Below are 19,568 nucleotides of genomic sequence, written 5' to 3' on the forward strand. Positions count from 1 at the left end.
TCACTGCTGTCACTGCTGTCCATGGAGTTCGAGGTCTGTTGTGCCAGGCCGCGGCGGGGCGGCCGTCTCGGGGTGGATGAGGTCGTCGAGGAGGGACTCGAGGACGGACTCCTCGTGGATGGCGACGCCGCAGGCGGTCATGGCGGCGGCGAGTTCCGGGTCCCAGGACGCCTCGACCGGGGCGCCACGCAGGGGGAGCGCGGGCGTGTCACGCCGGGTCGACTCGGCGACGGCGCGTTCGTAGTCCTGGGCGGCCATCCGCCAGGGCTCGGCGCCGAAGCGGGCGATGATCCGGTCCGCGAGCGCGAGGCCAGGCCAGTCGAAGTCGCCGTGGTAGCGCAGCCGCGCACCCGCCGCGACCAGACGCGCGAGCAGGTCGAGCACCACCGTCGACGGGCTGCCCGCCGTGCAGACCAGGGCGACCTCGGTCAGCCCGGCCGTCGCCGCGGCCTCGACCACCCGCGGGTTCTCGCAGACCTGCACGACCGCGGCCGACGTGCCCCAGGAGATGCGGGCGATCTCGCGCAGGGTGAGGTGCGTCTCCTGACCGTGGTCGGCCCGCTCGCGCAGGGCGCGTTCCCGCCAGCCGAGGCCCGGCGGGCGCAGCCCGTAGGTCAGGACGGTGGACGACACCTCGTCGACGACAACCCCGGCCGTACGCCACAGGGCGCGGCGGGCGGGCGCGTCGCGGGTGGCCTGGGCCGGATCCTCGCCGGCGGCCATCGCGAGGCCGCGCAGGACGAGCCGGGCGAGGACGGCACCATCATCGAGGCCGTGCGCGCTTCCGGTGACCCGTTCGGCGAGCTCACCGCGTCCGACGATGCCGGGCGGCTGCGCCGCGCCCTGGCCGGCCAGGAACGTGAGGGTGGCGATGGCCTGGGCGAGCAGGGTGGCGGCCTGCTCGGGGCCCAGCCGGGTCAGGCTGCCGGCCTGGCGGATCGAGGCGAGCCAGTGGGCCGGCCACTCCTGCGCATGGGCGGAGGAGAGGGGGAGCAGGGCGGTTGCCGCGTCGGCCCAGACGATCGCCCAGGCGTCGCGGCGGGCGCGGCGGGAGCCGGCGCGGTCCTCGACGGGCAGGTTCAGCGCCGCGAGCACGTCGACGAGGCCGCGGTCCGCGGCGGAGGCGCGCAGCTGGGCGTCGAGCAGGTCGAGGCGGATCGTCGCGCGGCCGTCGTGCAACGTGACGACGGTGCCGAGCAGCTGGCCGAGCGCCTCGCGTTCCTCGACCGTGACGTTCGCGAGGCGCACCAAGCCGCGCGGGGCGAGGTAGTTGCCCTCCAGCCGCCGCCGCACCGCGACCCACAGCCGCCGCAGCGCCGGCTGCCCGAGCCAGGCGGCGGTGGCCGCCGGCAGCGGCCCGTCGGTCATGGGGAGACCAGCCGCATGCGGCGGCCGTTCCACTCGTAGTGCAGGGTGGCGACGCCGCGCACCAGCGGGTCGCGTAGGCATTCGTAGACGTGCAGGCTCGGCACGGCCGGGGCGTTGCCCCACAGGCGCTCGCTGGTCAGGACGAAGTCGAGGTCCAGATCGACGAGGAGTTCGAGCAGCTTCGCGTGGGTCGGCTCGTCGACCTTGGCGAACGCGTCGTCGAGCAGGATCATCCGCGGGACCCGGGGCTCGTTCTGCGCGAGCGAGGTGAAGTGCGCGGCCGCCGCCGCGAACAGCACCAGGTAGGAGACGACCCGCTGTTCGCCTTGGCTCAGGCCGGTGCGGGGGCCAAGACGGCGTTCCCGGCCGAACGCGTCGGTGACCCGGACGTCGAAGGTGTGCCAGTCCCGGTAGTCCAGCGCCTTGCGCAGGTGCGCCGCGTAGCCGGCGGACGGGTCGTCGGACCGTTCGGCTTCGATCAGCCGCTGCAACGCCTCGCGGAGCCGGTCGGCGGCGGCCGGCGTGCGCAGCCCGGACGGGATGGCGAGCAGCTCGACGGCCGCCCGGGTGTCGGCGTCGGCGTCGCCCCTGACCTCCCAGACGAGCCGGACGCCGATGCCGTGGGAGCTGCGGACCTCGGCGAGCACGTCGTTCATGTCGGCGACGAGCTGGCGGGCCGCGGTGAGCTGGCGGGTCAGGCTGTCGCCGAGCTCGCCGAGCAGGAACCGGCGGAACACGTCCTGCTCGCGGTCGGACAGCCGGGTCCGCGCCTCGGCGAGCTCGGTGGCGATGCGGCTCGCGAAGATCGCGACGGCGTGGGACCCGGTGTCGTCGAGGACCTCGACCATCTTGATGCCGTCGCGTTCGCCGACGGCGGCGTCCAGGCCGCCGGGCAGCGCCGCGCCCAGCTCCTGAGCCCGGCGCAGGATCAGCGAGTCGGACACGTCGAGGCGCGCCGCCGCGAGCCCGCCGGCGACCTCGCGGGCCAGCTCCTCCAGCCGGCGCAGGCGGGCCCGGACGTCGTCGGGCGCGAGGTCGTCCTCGGTGAGGGCATGGGGGATTTCGAGGCCGGCGGCGTCGGTGAGGCCGCCGAGCAGCAGCGCGGTGCGCAGCGCCTGACCGGAGGCGATGACGACCTGCTCCTGGCCGGCCCGGTCGGCGAGCGCCTGGTCGCGGCGTTCCTGGGCGCGCACGAGGGCGTCGCGGGCCTCGGCGGCGGCGCGCTCGGCGGTCGGGATCGCCGTGCGGGCCTCGGTGTGGCGGCGGGTGGCGTCGGCCTCGGCGTCCATGAGCTGCTGTTCGGTCGCGCCGATCGCCGCCTCCTGCTGGGCGAGCTCGCGGGCCGCCTCGGCATGGCGTTCGCGGGCGACGAGCGCCGTCTCGGCCGCGGCCTGGGCGTCGGCCAGGCGGTCCTCGAACGTCGTGACCAGCGCCGGATGGTTCTCGGTGAGCGACGGGATCTCCGCCAGGCCCTGACGGAGCTGGTCGATCTCACCACCGAACTCGCGGAACCCGGTGATCGCCTCGTCGAGCCGGTCGGGGTCGGTGGGAAGGTCCGCGGCCCGCGCGGTGGCATCCACCCGGCGCCGCAGCGCCGCCGCCTCGGCGACGGCGTCGCGGGCCCGCGCCCGGGCCTCGCCGAGCTCCCGGCGCGCGGACTCGACGGCGACGTCCGCGTGGTCGAGAGCCGTCCAGGCCCGGTCCAGGGAGGTGCCGCGGGGCAGGGCCCGCCGCAGCGCGCGCAGGTCGTCACGGCGGCGGGTCAGCGCCTCGACGGCGGATGTCGCGGCGTCGAGCTCCGCGGTCAGCCGGTCGATCCGTTCCGCGAGCTCCGCGAGAATGCGGCGCCTCGTCTCGGCGCGCACTCCCGCGCCGACGTATTCGGAGCTGACCTTGCGATGCGCGCCGGAGCTCACACCGAGCCCCCATCGCCCGTCCGCCGACACCCAGCTGTGCGGCCGCCCGCCGGCCGCCGGCGCGGGCATGCCGGACGGGACGACGGCGATGCTCGCGAGCAGCGCCGCGACCGTCTCGGCGGACACCGACGGCGCCTCGCGCGACCCCGGCGGGACGGCCGCCGGCCGCAGCACGTCCGCCAGGCTCGCCCCCCGCCCCACCGGGCCGGTGCCCGGTGCGGACGGCGTGCCGGTGGCGGTGGCAGTGCCGGTGGCGGTGAGCAGGGTGTCGCGGGTGAGAGGGTCGAGCAGGACGCCGTCGGCGGCGAGCCAGCCGTCGAGCAGGCCGGAGGCCTCCAAGGCGGCTTCGAGGCCGGCCCGCGCCGCGGGGAGGACGTTCTCGTCGAAGTCGACCAGCAGGTACAGGGGCGCGCCCGTCGCCGGGGCGCGGTCATGGTCGAGGTAGTGGGAGCGGGGCGGGGCGGGGTCGCGTTGGGCGAGGCGGCGGCGCTGGGCGCCGTCGGGTGGCGGTGAGTCCCCGGTCCCGCTCGCCGACGAGGGCGACCGCCTCGTCCCGTTCGGCGTCGACCTCGCGGACCAGCGGGGCGAGCAGCTCGTCGGCGAGACCTTCCACCTCGGCGGGCAGCTCGCGGGACAGCGCCCGGTCCCGGGCCGACGAGTCCGCCGCCCACCGGTCGGCGCCGGCAGGGCCGTGAGCGTCGGCGCCGGGCCCGCCGTCGGGCGCGTCGCCCCCGCCACCTGCCCCGGGCACCGCCACCGCGGCGAGCAGCGGGTTCGGGTTGACGTCCGGGCGGCCGGCGATCCGCGGGTCGGCGCACCAGGCCGCGGTCGCGTCGGCGTAGTCCACCGAGGCGACCAGCAGCTCCTCCTCGCGCCCGCGCCGCGCGTCGGCGGCGGTGCCCGCGCGGGTCTCGGCCTCGCCGGCCGTCGCCTCCGCCGCCTCGGCCCGGGTGCGCGCGGCCGCGGCGAGGCGCAGGTCGTCGCGCAGGGCCGCCGCGGCGCGCAGCCGTCCGGCGACCGTGGTCCGTACGTCCCGAAGACGGCGGCCGAGATGCTCCGCCTCGGCGCGCACAACGGCGACGTCGACCGTGGACACATCCGGGGTCAGCCGGGTGAGGGGAGCGCGCGGCGTCGGCCCGAGCAGCGCCGCGTCGACCCCGGTGCCCTGGGAGCGGCGGACCAGGCCGGTGTGTGCCCGGGCGAGCCGGCGGGCGCCGGCGGTGATCCGGTCGGTGTCGTCGTGGACCCGGGCGCCGGCGCTGCGGGCGAGCGCGGCGGCGGTGACGGCGTTCTTCTCGTCGGCGGCGGCCGCGGCGTCGAGTGCGGTGACGATGCCGCGGCGGTCCCGCAGCTCGCGCAGGGACTGGTAGGCGGTGCTGTCCCGCAGGGCCCGCAGGTCGGCGTCGGCAAGACGCTCGGCCTCACGCAGTGTGCCGAGGGCATCGGCGGTCTGCTCGCTCGCGAGCTGCGACGCGGTCACCGTCCGTTCGGCGTCGCCGGCGGCGCGGCGGCGCTGACGCAGCAGCTCGAGGTCGTCGGCGATCGCACCGGCGCGGCGGCGCAGCACCCCGTGCAGGTAGCCGCGGTAGGCGGCGAGGAACGCGCGCAGCGCCTCGTCGGTGCGGGTGAGCCGGGCGAGTTCGGCGCGCACGGCGTCCAGGTCGTCGAGGTTGTGCGCGACGTCGTCGATGGTCTCCTCGTCGATCGGCGGCAGCGCCTCGGCGAGCAGATCGGCGAGCCCGCCGGCCTCGACCCGGTCACCGACGGTCGGGCGCCGCAGCCGGTGCAGCAGGTGTACCAGGTTGCGGTAGCGGCCCGTGTCGGCGAGACCGAACACGTCGCGCGCGACGCGGGCCCGGAACTTCTTCGCGGTGTCGTAGGTCGCCGCCTCACCCACCGCCGCGCGCAGCCGGTCGATCGGCAGCGGCTGCGCGCCGTCGACGAGCCGCAGCTCGTGGCCGACCCGCAGCGGCGTGACGAAGAACAGCGGCTTCGCCTCGCCCGTCGTCCGCGACGCCCGGACCGCGGCCCCGAGGGTCAGGAACGCCGCCTCGTCACCCCCGTCGCCCCCCGTCTCGCTGGACTCACGGTCGTCGTCGGGCAGAGTGCGGCGCAGCTCCAGCCAGAGGTAGCCGAGGCGGTTGGTCGCCACCGCGCCGTCGAGCATCAGCCAGCTCAGGCTGGTGCGGCCGGTTCCCGTCGCGTCCAGGGCGCGGGTGTCGCCGTCGAGCAGGAACGGCAGCAGCATCTCCAGCGCCTTCGACTTGCCGGCGCCGTTCTTGCCGCGCAGCAGCAGCCGCCCGTCGCCGAAGAGGAACTCGGCGTCGTCGTACTGCCAGACGTTGCGTATGCCGGCCCGGTGCAGCCGATAGCGCCACGGGTCGCGACCCGTGCCCGACAGGCCGGCGCGGGCGGTCGTGGAGCGGGGCAGCGGGACGCTCATCAGCCTTCTCCTCCATCGCCGCCGGTCCGCCTCCGGCGTGGTCGTGCCTGGCTGGGCTGGGGCTGGAACCGGGCCGCCGCCGCGAGCAGGACATAGCTGCTCGTGGCCGCTCCCCGGGCGCCGGTGGTGTCTGTGACCCGCCGCCCGGTCGCGTCCGTCGCGGCGGCACGCGCCCCGTCCGCGATGTCGTCATCCTCGCCGTGGGCCCCGCCGTCCTCGTCCCGGTCACCGTCCTCGTCCCGGTCACCGTCCTCGTCCCGGTCACCGTCCTCGGACTCGTCGCCGACGCCGTCGATCGTCAGGGTCGGATCCGTCTGGGACTCCGCCGGCGACGCGGCGGCGCGCTCGCCGCGCGGGACCGCGCCGGCCGGGGCGAGCAGGCCCATCGAGACAAGCAGGTCACCTGCGGCGCGGCGCAGCGCCGGCGGGTCCTCGACGTAGGCGCGGGCCCACCCCGCGGACACCGCGTAGTTCTCGATCACCTGGGCGACGGTCACGTCGAGCATCGTGTCGGGCACCGGCACGCCGATGACCAGGCGGGCTCCGGTGGCGGGATGGCCGGCGTCCGCCGGGCGCAGCCGTTCGACGAGCTGGCCGGCGATCAGCAGCGCAGCCTGGGCGACCGTGCCGGTGCCGGGAAAGGGAATGTCCGAGGTCGCCTCGGCCGGGTCGACGGCGAGGATGCCCTCGGCGCGCAGCTCCAGGTCCAGCCCGAACTGTTCGTAGAGCATCCGCTGCTCCCGGCGTTGCGCGCGGCGCAGCCAGCCGCGCTCGTCGGGGGTCAGATCGTCGAGGTAGACGACGGGAGTCTCGACGATCAGCCGGCGCACCGCGTGGCGCAGCCCGCCGGGGCCGGGCCGCGCGGCGGCGTCCACCAGTTCGTCAGCCGTCTCGCTGGTGCGCAGCGGGCCGGCGACGAGGACCTGGGCGATCTCGCGGTCGACGGCGAGCAGCGCCTCCTGCCGGACGTCGTCGGCGTAGGCCAGCACAGTTCCCTCGACCTCGCCGAGCACCTCCCAGGCCATCAGCTGGGTCAGCGCGGCGACCAGCGCGCGCCGCTCGTGCTGGCGGTCGGGGTCGGCGAGCTCGATGCCGGCGTCGACGGCGGCCGTACGGATGCCCGAGACCAGCTGGGAGAGCAGCATCTGGTCGCCGGAGGTGACCAGCACCGACAGGGCGAGCGTCAGATAGGCGTAGTGACGCGGGGCGAACCGGCCGCCGGTGCCGCGGACCAGCCCGCGGCCCGCGCCGCGAGGCAGACCCGCCTTCACCAGCCGGGCGAAACCGGGCTCGACGATGAGACGGTAGCCCAGGTGCTGCGCGAACATCGCGGTGAGCGCGTCGGAGTGCCGGCGGACCAGGCGGAACCCGTCGGCGTGCGGTCCCCGCGCGGTCACCAGCGGGTGGGCGAGCAGCAGCCGGGCCGCGTCGCGGCGCTCCGCGGTGATCGCCTCGTCGTGCCCGGCCTCGCCCGCCCGTCTACGGCGGGTCTGCCCCCGGCCGGCGCGCCGCCCCGTTCCGGCCGTCACCGCGCCACCGCCGAGTGTCGTGCCTGAGCCTGCGCAGGCGGACGACCGGTGGGAGCCGGTGCGTCGGTGGCCGCCGGATCGGCGGCGGAGCCGACGTGAAGCACCAGGTCGTCGATGCGCAGGTCCCCGTCCGAGCTGCTCAGGGTGAGCCGCGCGCCAGCCACATGCGTGACGGTCAGCGCGAGGTCGACATCCTTGGCGGACGCATGGGCGCCGTCGAACGTGACGGCCCGCAGCGCGGTACCTGCAATGGGACCGGCCTCGGTACCAGTGCCGGTACCAGTGCCGGTACCAGTGCCAGTACCAGTGCCAGTACCGGTGCCGGTGCCGTCGCCGTCGTCGTCGGTGTCGTCGGTGTCGTCGGATGGGCCGGGGCCGGTCAGGCTGGACGGGTCTTCGCCTGGCCGGTGGGCGCGGGCGGCGCCCAGTGCGCTGGCGAGCAGTTCCAGCAGGAGGGCCAGCGCGGCCGGGGAGAGCCGGATGCCGTCGAGGCGGCCGCCGGCGGCGCGCAGTTCAGCGGCCGCGGCCTCGCGCGCCCGGGCGGCCTGCGCGGCCTCCCGCAGGAGCCGCTCCTTCTGCGCCGAATGGTCCTCGGCGCCGGACGTCCGCCCCCGCGTCGCACGGTTACCGCGTTCGCGCAGGCTGACGGGCACGCCGACATCCGGCCCGTGCCACCAGCTCGCCGACGCGGCCACCGGAACGTCGGGGCTGAGCGCATAGGAGACGTGCCGCGCTCCGTACAGCCCGAACGCGGCCGCGAACAGGTCCTCGGCCTCGTCATGGTCGGCATTGTCGAACCAGCGGGCCAGACGCAGCAGGTCACGGCGCCGCGACACCTCGCCGCCGGCGGCGCGGATCATCCGCTTGGCGTTGGCCAGCAGCGACTGCAGGGCCCGCAGCGTCGCCGAGCGCAGCTGGTCGACCTCGCTGGGTGCGTCGCTGTCGGACTCGAACCAGCCGCGCAGCGCCGTCCAGTCGGCGGGATCACGGCCCGGCCCGCGACGGATCCGGGTGCCCGGGGCGATGTCGGCGAGGCCGGACAGGCCCGGATCGGCGGCGTCGAGCGCCGTGATCAGCGCCGGCAGGTGCGGCTCGCAGCGGCGCAGGTCGGCGGCGACCCGTGGGGCGAGCAGCGACACCTCCTCGGTGATCGATTCGACGTAGTCGAGCAGCAGGTCCTTGAACCCGGTGTAGTCGGCGCTGTCGAGGTCGTAGCGGGAGAGGACGGAGCCCAGGTAGGCGTAGAAGTCGCGGACCGAGTCAGCGAACTCGGCGAACTGGACGAACAGGGTGCCGATCCGGTCACCCGCGTCGGCGAGGTCGACCCCGCCCGGTGCCTCGAGCAGATCGGCGAGCTCAGCCAGGCCGCGGGCGACGAGCGCGAGCATCTGCCGGCTGACCTCGCGGGCCGCGTCCGCCGCGCCGAGCACCTCGTCGACACTGCGCTGGATCCGCTCGCCGAGCCGCGACATCTGGAACCGCTGCCGGGCCTGCCGGTACTCCCGGATGCTCGACGCGCGGACCGTGTGCGAGCTGCGCAGCAGGTTCCCCCAGGACAGCAGCTTCGTCAGCCGGTCGGCGACGGCGTCGGCGTCGACCTCGATGCCCTGCTCGGTCAGGCGCGCCGCGACCTCGGGCGCGGAGAAGTCGACCAGCAGCGACGACACGAACAGCCGCATGATCGCCACATAGACCGTCCGGTCCGGAACGGTCAGGTAGGTGTATCCCTCCAGCCGCTCGGACTCCTCGACCCCCACCCCGTCCGCGCCGTCCGCACCCGGGCCATCCGCGCCCGAGGCGCCAGATGCGACCTGATCCCCGTCATCGTGCATGGACGTAGCGTAGGTGCACGGTCCGACATGTCCGGGCACGCGCCCTCAGCCTGGCCGGGTGGACCACAGGCTGGCGAGGGGGACGGCGAGGACGTCCTCGGTCAGGCGGAAGACGCGCGGACCGGTGTGGACGAGTAGCCCGAGGGCCAGCCTCGATCCGAGCTGATCCCGCAGCCACGTGAGGTGACGGGCATCGGCGCGAGACGGCGCGGCCGTCGCCTTGACCTCGACGGCGATGACCTGCCCGTCCCGGGCCTCGATGAGCAGGTCGATCTCATGGCGGCCGCCCGCGTCGCGCAGGTGGTAGAGGTCGGCACCGACGACGCTCAGCGCGCACTCGGCGCGCAGCTGAGCGGCCACGAGGGTGTCGATGACACGGCCGAGCAGGTCGCCGTCCCGCATCGCACGACGCTGGTCGATGCGCAGCAGCGGGCCGAGCAGGCCGGGATCGATGAGGTAGCGCTTGGGCAGGCGGGTCTCACGGGCGGTCCGGTTGGCCGCCCAGGCGGGAACCCGTTGGGTGATCATGAGGGTGTCGAGGAGGTCGTCGTAGCCCAGGGCGGCGTCGCGGCCGATGCCGGCGGCGTCGTAGAGCAGCTTGTGGGTCGGGGAGCCGGCCGTGTTCGCGGCGATTACCTGGAGGTATCTGCGCAGGCGCAGCGGGTCCCGGGCAATGCCGAGGGACGGAGCCTCGCGGGTCGCCAGGTGGTCGACGTAGCTGACGAGCCAGCGGTCGCGGGCTCGGTCCGCCGGCGCCTGCAGGGCCTCGGGCCAGCCGCTGGTGAGGGCCTCGGTCAGGTAGCTGGTCAGGTCCCAGTCGCCGTACGGGTCGGTGAACGCGTCAGCGCCGTCGTCGAGAATCCTGTCGATCAGCGAGGGCGCGGTCGGGTCGCCGTGGCGCTCGCGGCCGACGAGGGGAAACATCGTCAGGCGCACGATCCTGCCGGTCGCGGGCCAGCCGGAGGCGGTGACGTCGGCCTGGGAGGAGCCGGTCAGCACGAATCGTCCGGGGCGCGGGTCGTCGTCGACGGCACGTTTCACCGCGCCGAGGATCTCGGGGACCACCTGCCACTCGTCGATCAGGACGGGCTCGTCGAGTCCACGCAGCACGACGTCCGGGTCGGCGCGTGCGACGGCGGCCTGAGCGGGGACGTCGAGGCGCAGGATGGAACGGCACAGCCGGCGGGTCGTCGTCGTCTTCCCGCAGGCGCGTGGACCGACGACCAGGACCGCTGGGTGCGCGGCGATCACATCGGCGAGCTCGGTGTCCAGCAGGCGAGGAACGTAGGCGCGCACGGAAGGTTCCGATCAAGGTTTTCACACACAGTTGACCATGGAAATTACACATTGATCAACTGCAAGATAGCACGCCTCGCCGCGCCCAGGATCGCACCAGATGCGGAGCCGGGGCGCGGCGACGTTCGACCGGGTCGATGTCGCCGTGTGTGCCTTCTCCTCTGCACGCAGTCGCCATCTGGGCTGCCATCGGCGTTGGCCATGCGTTCAGCCGGCGGTCGTCAGGATGCAGCACTCTGCGCGAGGAGTGCGACGGTGCGCACTCTTTCGTTCGGATTCTCCGTGAAGGAGCAGCTGCATTGCCCAGGAATCTGCGTGGCCGGATGCGACGCGTCGCCGTCGCCCTGACCGTGCCCCTCGCCGCCCTCACCCTCGTCGCCACCGGCCTTGTCGGCCCGGCATCGGCGGCGGCGTCGGACGTGCGGATCAACGAGGTCGAGTCCAGCGGCGGCACACCCGGTGACTGGGTCGAGCTGACGAACATCGGCACGGCGGCCGTCGACGTCTCCGGCTGGGTCGTCAGGGACAACGACAACGCGCACACGTTCACCATCGCCGCGGGGACCTCGCTGCCGGCCGGCGGCCACCTGGTCGTCGACGTCGAATCGGCGTTCGGCCTGGGCAGCTCCGACTCGGTGCGGCTCTACCAGCCGGGCGGCACGACGCTGGTGGACTCCTACACCTGGACGTCGCACGCGTCGACGACCTACGGCCGCTGCCCGGACGGCACCGGCGCGTTCGCGACGACCGCGGCCTCGACCCGCGGCGCGCCGAACTCCTGCGTCATCCCGGTGACGGCGTGGCCGGGCGGCTCGTCCGTCAGCGTCGCCGACGGCGCGGGCGTGCTCGGCACCAACGTCAGCGGCCTGTCGTACCAGACCTCCAGCGTGCTGTGGGCGGTGAAGAACGGGCCGGGCACGCTCTACAAACTGGTGCCGAGCGGCACGACCTGGAGCCCCGACACCACCGGTGGCTGGTCCGCGGGCAAGGCGCTGCACTACGCCAACGGCAGTGGTGATCCGGACGCGGAGGGCGTGGCCATCACCCCGGACGGCATGGTGGTCTCCACCGAGCGCGACAACAGCCATGACACCGTCAGCCTGCTGAAGGTCCTGCGCTACGACGCCTCCTCGACGGCCTCCTCGCTCACCGCCACCGCCGAGTGGAACCTCACCGCGGACCTGCCCGCCGTGGCCGCGAACAGCGGCCTCGAGGCCATCTCGTGGATTCCCGACTCCTACCTCACCGCGCACGGATTCCGCGACGACCACACGGGCGCCGTCTACGACCCGGCGACCTACGCCGGCCACGGCAGCGGTCTCTACTTCGTCGGCCTGGAGGCCAACGGGACGGTGTACGCCTACGCCCTCAACCAGGCCGGCACCGCCTACACCCGGGTCGCCACCATCGCCAGCGGCTTCGCCGCGGTGATGGACCTCGAGTACGAGCCGGCGACCGGCCATCTGTGGGCGGCCTGCGACGACACCTGCTCCGGCCGCACCGCGACCCTCGACATCAACGCCCAGGGCCGGTTCGCCGTCACCGCGGTGCACGCCCGCCCCACCGGGATGTCCAACTACAACAACGAGGGCTTCGCTCTCGCTCCCCAGGACGCCTGCGTGAGTGGCGTCAAGCCCGCCGTCTGGTCCGATGACAGCAACGACGGCAGCCACGCGCTGCGCACCGGCACCCTGACCTGCTGACCCTGACCAGGAGCCCGGTCCTCTGCCGGGTTCATCCGTGACGGGACCGCCGCGGCACCTGCCCGGCGGTCCCGTCACAAGCACCCACGGTCCGGTCCCGACCACGGCGCCACCCACATGTCCGCGTCCGCTTTCCGCGTCCGCCCGGGCCTGATGCCCGGAGACGCGTTCTGGCCCGCGGTCCGCGGCCTCCCGCGATACGCGACACTTGTTTCGGCGCCGCGGCTGCTGTCGGGGCCGGCGCCAGGATCGCCGGACGAGGAGGAAGACGCCGTCGCATGAGGCTTGTCGCCGTCAGTCTCGCCGTCGTGCGGACGGGGGAGTGGACCGGGCGGATGGGACGCACGGGCATCGACAAGCGACCGGCGCGGGGCCCGGTGCGCGTCGGGGTGCTCGGTCTGGACGGTGACACCATCGTCGACCGTAGCCATCATGGCGGCGCCGACCGCGCCGGATACGCGTACGCCGCCGAGGACTTCGCCTGGTGGTCGCGGGACATCGGCCGTGAGCTGCGCCCTGGCAGCTTCGGCGAGAACTTCACCACCGCCGGGCTGGACGTGACGGGCGCGCGTATCGGCGAGCGCTGGGCGATCGGGTCGACCGAGTTCGAGGTCACCGCGCCGCGGGTGCCGTGCCGGGTCTTCGCCGGCTTCTGGGACGTGCCCGATCTCGTCGGGCGCTTCGTCCGGCGCGGACGGCCAGGCGCCTACCTGCGGGTTCTCGTCGAGGGCGAGGTCACGGCGGGAGACCCGATCACGATCACCCACCGGCCCGCGCACGACATGACCGTGGGACGGGCGTTGCGTGCCCTGACCACCGAGCCGGACCTGCTCGCCGAGCTCGCCCCCCTGGTGAACGTGCTGCCCGCGGACGTCGCGGCGACCGTGCGCCGCCGGACCGCCGCCCGGGAGCGTCGCGGGCCCACCGCGGCCCCCGCCCGCGGCGCCGCGCAGGGAGTGGGCGCCGCGGGCGGGTGAGCGTCACTCGCAGGCGATGCCGTCGCCGTCCCGGTCCAGGTGGCTGTCGTAGCCGGGTTCACCACGGTGCAGCGGCGCCACCCCGGCGGCCCGTGCCGCGGCGCAGTTCCGGTAGTAGGTACTCGAGGAAGCCGGCGACTGGCCGGCCTGGGGCTGGTCGGCTGCCGGCTGGTGCGCGGGTGGGTCGGCCGCTGGTGGCTGCGCGGCCTGGCCTGGCAGGGTTGCCGGGGCGGTTGTCGCGATGGACTGTGTGACAGCGGCCCGTGTGGCGGTGGCACCGGCCGCTGTCGGCGTAGGTGTGAGAGTTGCCACCTGGCTTCCGCTGTCTCCCGCCGGCGGCGCCGCCGCTCCCGCTTCGGCGGCATCGCCGCCCGAGCCGCATCCGGCGGTCAGGCCGGCCGCCAGAGAAAGGCAGCAAGCGGCCATCGCCAGACGGCGGCGCGATCGGAATCGTCCTTGCATAGTTCGTGTTCCCCCCGAAGTTCTGTGTGTCGGAGGCTACACGCGCGCGGCAATGTCGAAGCCAGGGGGTGGCCCTGCCTTCTCCCGCCTGCTGACGCTCTGGCACGCTTACCGCATGGCACTCCAGTCCGTGAATGCCTCCGGTGTGCCGGAGGCCGGGACACACGCCTGGACCAAGTGTGACGTGGCCATCTTCAACGAGGGGACCGATCAGGGCTGGGCCGAATGGCTTGCCTGGGTGCTCGAGGAAGTCGGGCTAAAAATATGGCTTCGAAACTGGGATTCCGTCGCAGGAACACAGCAGACCGAGCAGGTCCAGCACGTTCTTTCCGGCGCCCGCCATGTCGCCGCGGTGGTGTCGCCGGCCACCCTGGCCGCGATGTCGGCCCGGCCGGAATGGCGCGCGGCGATGGACACCGATCCCGACGGCCGGCGCCGCCGGCTTCTGGTGATCCGTGTCGAGGAGTGCGAACCACCCGCGCTGCTCGGCCAGGTGCGCCCGATCGACCTGTTCGGCCTGGCCGAAGAGGCTGCCCGCGGTCATCTCCTGGCGGCGTTCGAGGCGGTCGACAGCGGCCGCGCGAAACCACGCGACGCGCCGCCCTTTCCAGGCGGCCCAGGCCCGGCTGATGGTCCAGGTCAGAACGGCGGTTCGAGGTCGGGCGCGGCCCGCGATGTGAAGCCGCCGCCAGGCACCGCTGAGGAAGTCTCCGACACGGGTGCTACGGGTGCTACGGGTCCCACGGGTGCCGCCCCTCGGGAGGCCCGGGGCGGTGGCCGGCGGCGCCGACGCCGCGCGCCACGCCACCCGCGGTGGTCCGCGCGGGCCGTCGTGGCGTTGGCCGCCGGCCTCGTCGTCGCTCTCGGCGCCGGTGCCGGCGCCCTCCACGGCGCGACGGCGCGTCAGGGCGGAGGCGATCACGACGCCGACCGGTCCGCCGCCGCACCAGATCACCCGAGGCGGCCGGCGCCGGCGCCGGCGCCGGCAACTGCGGCGACGACCGCCGCGACGACGGCCCCACCGCCGCTGGATGTGACGTCCCGCGGCGGCTCGCCCTGGACCGCGGGCACGTCGCCGGGCGCCAGCGGGCTGCGCCTGGTCGGCCAGGTGGTCTCTCGCTCCGGCAGACCTGCGATCGCGCTGGCCCTGCTGGCGGGGGGCACGTCACTGGTGACCGCGGACGCGGGCGGCTCCGCCCAGCAGTGGGCGCTGCTTGCGGGGGCCGGTCCGGCGAGCCCGACAGGCCGGAGTCTGTCGTGCGAAAAGGGGCGGGGAGCATCCGCCGAGGTGTCCGCCAGCGGCCTGAGCCGGGCGCAGGACCCGCCCCGATGGTCGATCGACGGCACGGACAGGGTGCCCCGGATCTCCTTTCCCGCGAGCTGTGACAGGGTCGTCGACATCGAGAGCGACAACATCGCGCGTTCCTGGGCGGTCACTGGTGACGGTGGCGCCCGTCCGGTGCCGCTGCCGCTGACCGCCGAGGTGCGCGCGGCCGTCGGCGGTGTGCAGTGGTACACGTTCGCCTCCGCCGGTGCCCTCTTCGCCGCCAGCGTGTCCGACGGGTCGGTGCTGCTGGTGGACACCGCCCATCGTGCGTTCATCGGCTCATCCCTGCGCGGCCCGACGGGGCCGGTGTTCGCCCTGGCCTGGTCGTCCGACGGCCGGACCCTTGCTGTGGGGGGCGCTGACGGCGCGGTACAGCTCTGGAACGTCGCCGATCCAGCCAGTCCCCGGTTGCTGGGGACGCCGCTGAACGGCGGGACCGGGGCGGTGTACGACCTCGCCTGGTTCCCGGATGGCGCGATGCTGGCGGCAGCTGGCGCGGACGGAACGGTGCGGGTCTGGAACACGGTGAATCGCGAGCGGGTGGGAAACCCGACCGTGTTCGGGTCCGATGGGCATGGCGCGGCCTGTGCGCTGTCGGTCGACGCGGACTCACGAACGCTCGCCGGCGGCTACCTGGACGGCGCCGTGCGGCTGTGGTCCAGGGCCTGAGCCGGGTGCCGCGCCCGGAGTCGCCGGCGCACGTTGTTTCTGGACTGGCCGCGTGGTCATAATGGCATCGGCCGACAGTGGCGTAATTGCCGCCGACTGGCGGGGATCGGGCGTGGGATGCCTGGTCGGATCGCATCGTTTCTGACGCGGAGAAAATCAATAACGCGCTGACCTGGCGGGACGTTCCGTCTCCGCGCGATCCTTTCGCCAAGAGTAGGGCCGTGGCTGCGCGGCCGACTTCCAATGGTGGAAAAGTACGCTAACCGCCCATCGACCCCGTACTTTTCCTGGTTATAGTTGCCCCCGTCATCCCTGACAACGATGAGATCGGTGGCGACGGCATGGACAGTCGAGTAGACGATCAGCTGGTCGAGATCCGGACGTGCGGGCGGCCGACCCGGTCCGGAAAGCCCTGCAAGGTGCGGTTGTACGGGCCGGAGATCGCCTGCCGCACCCACCTCACCGACCATGAGCGGGACGTTGCCGAGGCGTATCAGCGGGGGATGGGCCTTGGTCACCGCCGAGGTTGGGAAAGCGGCCAGGAAATGTGCCGCCATGAGGTCGAGCAGCTTCGGGACCGGGTCCGCGACCTTGAGCGATGCCTCGACGACGCGCATCGTTATCACGATCTCGATGGCGACCAGGTCGTCGAGGTCGACGGCTATGCCTACCGATGGTGCGGCCGGTCGCCGCTGCGTGTCGGTGACCGGGTGGAGCTCCCGGAGAACTGGCTGAGCAGGGCGAAGAACGGCCCGGGGACCTTTCAGGGCACGGTGACCCGGCTTGGCGCGACGTTCCAGGGCGAACTGTCCGCCATCGTGCGCCGCGTCGGCGCGGGCTGATTCCGGTCCTGATCGATCCACCGTGGCCCCGCGCCGCGGCATCACGATGTCGTTACCAGCCGCGATGCGGGTTTTTGCCGGTTTCGTCCGCGTTGACAGCGACCGGATCGGAACCGCATACTCCGATCGCCTGTGTGAGGAAGCCGGCGGAAATCCGGCACGGTCGCGCCGCTGTGACCGGACTCCGTCCGCCCTGAGCGGCGGTGGAGCCCGGAAGTCAGACCCGAGCACGGGCTGCCCGCATGTCCGGGACGCACGATCCCTCAGGAGGCCCTTTGTGACCACTCCCATCGCACAGTCACGGCAACGCTCGGTCACCTTCCCGCTCACCGCCCGCCGGGCGGCGCTGGGACTCACGGCGCTGCTGTCGCTGCTGCTGCTGTACTTCCTCGGCATCGACCAGGGAGCGACGTCGCTGTTCGGTTCGGACACGCACATCCACGAGTTCGTGCACGACGCGCGCCACTTCCTCGGCTTCCCCTGCCACTGAGCGGGGGCCGCGCGATGGAGTTCCGCTACATCTACCGCGGCCTCGGTGTGGGTCTGCTCGGCGGGCTGCTGGCGTTCGTCTTCGCCCGCATCTTCGCCGAGCCCTTCATCCAGGACGCGATCGACTACGAGGCCGGCCGGGACGCGGCGCAGGAGTCGCTGAACGCGGCCGCGAGTCACGGCGGGCACAGCCACGGCGCCGAGGCCGCTGAGGTCTTCAGCCGGTCCGTGCAGCGCAACGTCGGCATCGGCGTGGGCATGGCGATCTTCGGGCTGGCGATGGGCGGCCTGTTCGTCGTCGCCTACCTGATCGTCTCGCGCCGCTACCCGGGCCTGCGGCCGCGGGTGCTCGCCGCGCTGCTGGCCGCCGCCGGCTTCGTCAGCCTGTACCTGATCCCGTTCGCCAAGTACCCGGCCAACCCGCCGGCGGTCGGGCATGAGGAGACGATCGGCGAGCGCAGCGTGCTGTACCTGGCGATGATCGCCATCTCGGTGATCTCGATGGTGCTCGCCGTGCTGGCGGCCCGCTGGCTTGCCGGCCGCGTCGGCGGGTGGAACGCCAGCCTGCTCGGCGCGCTGGTCTTTCTGGTCCTGGTCGGCATCGCGATGGGGCTGCTGCCGGCACTGGGGCATCTGGGTATCAACAAGGCCGAGTACGGCAACGTCGCCACCGAGACCCCGCAGCCGCTGCGGGCACCGGACGGCACGATCGTCTACCCGGGTTTCCCGGCGGACCTGCTGTTCAGGTTCCGCTTCTACTCGGTGATCAGCCAGCTGGTCCTGTGGGCGACGCTCGCGCTTGGGTTCGGCGCGCTCGCCGAGCGTCTCGCCGCCTCCCCGGCGCGTGAGCGTCCCCGCCCGGCCGCGGCGGAGCCGGGCACCATGCGGTCGGAGGCCGCCACCACCGCCTGAGAGACGACTGCCCGGTCCGGGTGAGCGCGGGCAGCGCCCGCCCGGACCGGGCTCAGCCGACGGCGGTGTGGGTGAGGACGCCGACCAGTGCCGTCACCGCCATCGCCGCGCAGCCGCCGAGCACCACCCGCAGCGTCGGGCGCAGCAGTGCGGTGCCGGCGGTACGGGCGCCGAGCGCCCCGGCCACCGCGAGGCCCAGCATGGTCGCCGCGACGATCAGCGTCAGCCGCGCCCTTCCGGCCGGGGCGGCCATCCCGATGAACGGCACCAGCGCGCCGACGGCGAAACTGCTCGCCGACGCGGCCGACGCCTGCAGCGGTCGGGCCCGGCTGAGCTCGGTGTGCCCCAGCTCGTCCCGCATGTGCGCGGCGAGGGCGTCCCGGTCGCTCAGCGCCGTCGCGACCTGCTCCGCCAACTCGCGCGGCAGGCCTCGGCGCTCGTAGATGCCGACCAGTTCGTCGAACTCCGCCGCCGGGCTCGCCGCGAGCTCCGCCCGCTCGAGCGCCCGGTCGGCATGTTCCACGTCGGCCTGCGCGCTGACGGACACATACTCGCCGGCGGCCATCGACAACGCGCCCGCGGTCAGCCCCGCCAGCCCCGCGGTGAGAACCGCGGTCCCGGACGCCCCGCTCGCCGCGACCCCGACGACGAGGCTCGACGTCGACACCAGCCCGTCGTTCGCACCGAGCACGGCCGCCCGCAGCCACCCGGCCCGCTGAACGCCGTGCCGTTCCCGGTGCCGCGCCATCCGCATGCCTGCCGCCGCCATCCCGGCATTACAGCACGATGATCGGCACCGCACCCCGGCGAACGGCAGGGCCACGAGGTGAGGAATCTCGCCGTCATCAGGCCGTTTGGTACGGATGCGGCGTCCTCGTCCGGCTCGGTACGCCCTCCGCCCGGACGGGTACCGCATCCGGCCGAGGTCGATCGTCAGCCGGGGGCGCGGCGATCCAGCCAGGTGACGTACTGGCGAAGTCCCATGACCTCCCACAGCGTGTGCCGGTTCCAGCGGTCGCCGCAGCGCAGCCGCACGTGGTGCGGCACCATCCGCAGACCCTGGCCGCCGGCCGCTTCGGGCCGCAGCGCCGAGCCGAGGGTCACCACCGGCGAGTCCCAGCCACGGGCCGAGCGTTCCAGCCGCAGTTGCCGGCCGATCAGGAAGGCCAGCCGGGTGCGCTCGGCCGGATCCCGGCCAGGGTGCACCGTGACGGACCCGATGTGCGGCCAGGCGGCCGCCTCCACCGCCCTGCGCAGCAGCTCGTCCGCGTCGACCGCCAGGAACTCGACCTCGACGCACCCGCCACCGGAGCCGTCCCGCGCGCCCGAGGCTCCGGCCAGCACGAGGCCGTCGGTTTCGGGAAGCTCCAGCGTGGGCAGCTCCAGCGGGTCGACCTCCCATACCGGGACGATGCTCATGTGGGCTCGCCCTGGCAGCGGCAGCGGTCGCACCGATGGGTCACCGCCGGCGTTCCATCAGCCGGGCGCCGTCCCATTCGTCACCTTTCGTAAAGCGCATACGCAGCATCGCAAAAGCCGGATCCCCGTCCCATCGGGGAAAACCCGGGGCCGGCATTGCCCCGGCCGGGACGATCTCGTTCCGCGGCCACGACCGTGCCACTGGCGCGGGCCGCGTCGGCAGCGGAACCTCTGGAGGTCGGGAGGTTCCGGCGCCTGGACCGGGAGCGGGATGCCATCGCCAGAAGACAACCACGGTCGCCGTCCGGCCGATTCTCGGCCCCCGCCGTACCGCGGCGGCGGCCTGCCGGGCAAGGTCGGTCAGCCGCGCGGTGAACGCCATCC

At 74.0% G+C, this 19,568-nt stretch carries 14 protein-coding genes and 1 pseudogene; 6 read left to right on the forward strand and 9 right to left on the reverse strand.

Features of this window, described 5'->3' with window-relative positions; genetic code table 11:
• Window positions 1-9: 9 nt before the first annotated feature.
• The 6 genes and pseudogenes from C1A33_RS04610 to C1A33_RS04630 all read right to left on the reverse strand — a co-directional run bounded on the left by C1A33_RS04610 (window position 10) and on the right by C1A33_RS04630 (window position 10,384).
• Window positions 10-1,368 (reverse strand): TIGR02679 family protein, encoded by a 1,359-nt coding sequence (locus tag C1A33_RS04610; protein WP_101830276.1) that lies wholly within the window; start codon window positions 1,366-1,368, stop codon window positions 10-12.
• Window positions 1,365-3,710: pseudogene (locus C1A33_RS04615) on the reverse strand (TIGR02680 family protein); the annotation flags it as partial. The pseudogene C1A33_RS04615 and the gene C1A33_RS04610, both read right to left, overlap by 4 nt.
• A 4-nt stretch (window positions 3,711-3,714) precedes the next feature.
• Window positions 3,715-5,727 (reverse strand): hypothetical protein, encoded by a 2,013-nt coding sequence (locus C1A33_RS36220; protein WP_243407187.1) that lies wholly within the window; start codon window positions 5,725-5,727, stop codon window positions 3,715-3,717.
• Complete coding sequence (locus tag C1A33_RS04620) at window positions 5,727-7,256, reverse strand: TIGR02678 family protein (protein ID WP_165818229.1); 1,530 nt, start codon at window positions 7,254-7,256, stop codon at window positions 5,727-5,729. The genes C1A33_RS36220 and C1A33_RS04620 overlap by 1 nt, the downstream gene beginning before the upstream one ends.
• Entirely contained in the window at window positions 7,253-9,088 is a 1,836-nt protein-coding gene (locus C1A33_RS04625; protein WP_101830279.1) for a TIGR02677 family protein, read from the reverse strand. The genes C1A33_RS04620 and C1A33_RS04625 overlap by 4 nt, the downstream gene beginning before the upstream one ends.
• A gap of 45 nt (window positions 9,089-9,133) precedes the next feature.
• Entirely contained in the window at window positions 9,134-10,384 is a 1,251-nt protein-coding gene (locus C1A33_RS04630) for an ATP-binding protein (protein ID WP_101830280.1), read from the reverse strand.
• 323 nt (window positions 10,385-10,707) lie between these two features.
• Between C1A33_RS04630 and C1A33_RS04635 the strand changes: the two genes are divergently transcribed.
• Together C1A33_RS04635 and C1A33_RS04640 are read left to right on the forward strand one after the other, a co-directional pair.
• Window positions 10,708-12,087 carry a lamin tail domain-containing protein gene (locus tag C1A33_RS04635; RefSeq protein WP_101830281.1) on the forward strand — a complete coding sequence of 460 codons (1,380 nt, stop codon included), beginning with the start codon at window positions 10,708-10,710 and terminating at the stop codon, window positions 12,085-12,087.
• Window positions 12,088-12,365: 278 nt separating this feature from the next.
• On the forward strand, window positions 12,366-13,064 hold the full coding sequence (locus C1A33_RS04640) for an MOSC domain-containing protein (RefSeq protein ID WP_101830282.1): 699 nt from the start codon (window positions 12,366-12,368) through the stop codon (window positions 13,062-13,064).
• A gap of 3 nt (window positions 13,065-13,067) precedes the next feature.
• On the opposite strand, the gene C1A33_RS36225 is transcribed toward C1A33_RS04640, so the two are convergent.
• Window positions 13,068-13,376: an excalibur calcium-binding domain-containing protein gene (locus C1A33_RS36225; RefSeq protein ID WP_243407188.1), complete on the reverse strand. Its 309-nt coding sequence runs from the start codon at window positions 13,374-13,376 to the stop codon at window positions 13,068-13,070.
• A gap of 265 nt (window positions 13,377-13,641) precedes the next feature.
• On the opposite strand from C1A33_RS36225, the gene C1A33_RS04650 reads away from it, so the two are divergent.
• The 4 genes from C1A33_RS04650 (at window position 13,642) to C1A33_RS04665 (ending at window position 17,765) form a co-directional block, all read left to right on the forward strand.
• Window positions 13,642-15,522 carry a toll/interleukin-1 receptor domain-containing protein gene (locus tag C1A33_RS04650; protein ID WP_165818230.1) on the forward strand — a complete coding sequence of 627 codons (1,881 nt, stop codon included), beginning with the start codon at window positions 13,642-13,644 and terminating at the stop codon, window positions 15,520-15,522.
• A 341-nt stretch (window positions 15,523-15,863) separates the two neighbouring features.
• Window positions 15,864-16,364, forward strand: coding sequence for a hypothetical protein (locus C1A33_RS04655; RefSeq protein ID WP_115537919.1), 501 nt, complete (start codon window positions 15,864-15,866; stop codon window positions 16,362-16,364).
• A 277-nt stretch (window positions 16,365-16,641) separates the two neighbouring features.
• Complete coding sequence (locus C1A33_RS04660; protein WP_101830285.1) at window positions 16,642-16,854, forward strand: CbtB domain-containing protein; 213 nt, start codon at window positions 16,642-16,644, stop codon at window positions 16,852-16,854.
• A gap of 14 nt (window positions 16,855-16,868) precedes the next feature.
• A complete protein-coding gene (locus C1A33_RS04665; RefSeq protein WP_101830286.1) occupies window positions 16,869-17,765 on the forward strand; it encodes a CbtA family protein in 897 nt (298 codons plus the stop codon).
• 52 nt (window positions 17,766-17,817) lie between these two features.
• Here C1A33_RS04665 and C1A33_RS04670 read toward each other — a convergent pair whose 3' ends face one another.
• Both C1A33_RS04670 and C1A33_RS04675 read right to left on the reverse strand, forming a co-directional pair.
• Entirely contained in the window at window positions 17,818-18,534 is a 717-nt protein-coding gene (locus tag C1A33_RS04670) for a VIT1/CCC1 transporter family protein (protein WP_243407189.1), read from the reverse strand.
• A gap of 164 nt (window positions 18,535-18,698) precedes the next feature.
• Window positions 18,699-19,184, reverse strand: coding sequence for a hypothetical protein (locus C1A33_RS04675; RefSeq protein WP_101830287.1), 486 nt, complete (start codon window positions 19,182-19,184; stop codon window positions 18,699-18,701).
• Window positions 19,185-19,568 lie beyond the last annotated feature (384 nt).

Source organism: Frankia canadensis (genome assembly GCF_900197875.1).
Taxonomy (GTDB): domain Bacteria; phylum Actinomycetota; class Actinomycetes; order Frankiales; family Frankiaceae; genus Frankia; species Frankia canadensis.

Bases quoted from the DNA above. Each gene is read 5' to 3' on its own strand.
- C1A33_RS04665 (WP_101830286.1), top strand. From the start codon at position 16,869: ATGGAGTTCCGCTACATCTACCGCGGCCTCGGTGTGGGTCTGCTCGGC.
- C1A33_RS04675 (WP_101830287.1), bottom strand. From the start codon at position 19,184: ATGAGCATCGTCCCGGTATGGGAGGTCGACCCGCTGGAGCTGCCCACG.
- C1A33_RS04650 (WP_165818230.1), top strand. From the start codon at position 13,642: ATGGCACTCCAGTCCGTGAATGCCTCCGGTGTGCCGGAGGCCGGGACA.
- C1A33_RS04640 (WP_101830282.1), top strand. From the start codon at position 12,366: ATGAGGCTTGTCGCCGTCAGTCTCGCCGTCGTGCGGACGGGGGAGTGG.
- C1A33_RS04670 (WP_243407189.1), bottom strand. From the start codon at position 18,534: ATGGCGGCGGCAGGCATGCGGATGGCGCGGCACCGGGAACGGCACGGC.
- C1A33_RS04635 (WP_101830281.1), top strand. From the start codon at position 10,708: ATGCGACGCGTCGCCGTCGCCCTGACCGTGCCCCTCGCCGCCCTCACC.
- C1A33_RS04625 (WP_101830279.1), bottom strand. From the start codon at position 9,088: ATGCACGATGACGGGGATCAGGTCGCATCTGGCGCCTCGGGCGCGGAT.
- C1A33_RS04655 (WP_115537919.1), top strand. From the start codon at position 15,864: ATGGACAGTCGAGTAGACGATCAGCTGGTCGAGATCCGGACGTGCGGG.
- C1A33_RS04610 (WP_101830276.1), bottom strand. From the start codon at position 1,368: ATGACCGACGGGCCGCTGCCGGCGGCCACCGCCGCCTGGCTCGGGCAG.
- C1A33_RS36220 (WP_243407187.1), bottom strand. From the start codon at position 5,727: ATGAGCGTCCCGCTGCCCCGCTCCACGACCGCCCGCGCCGGCCTGTCG.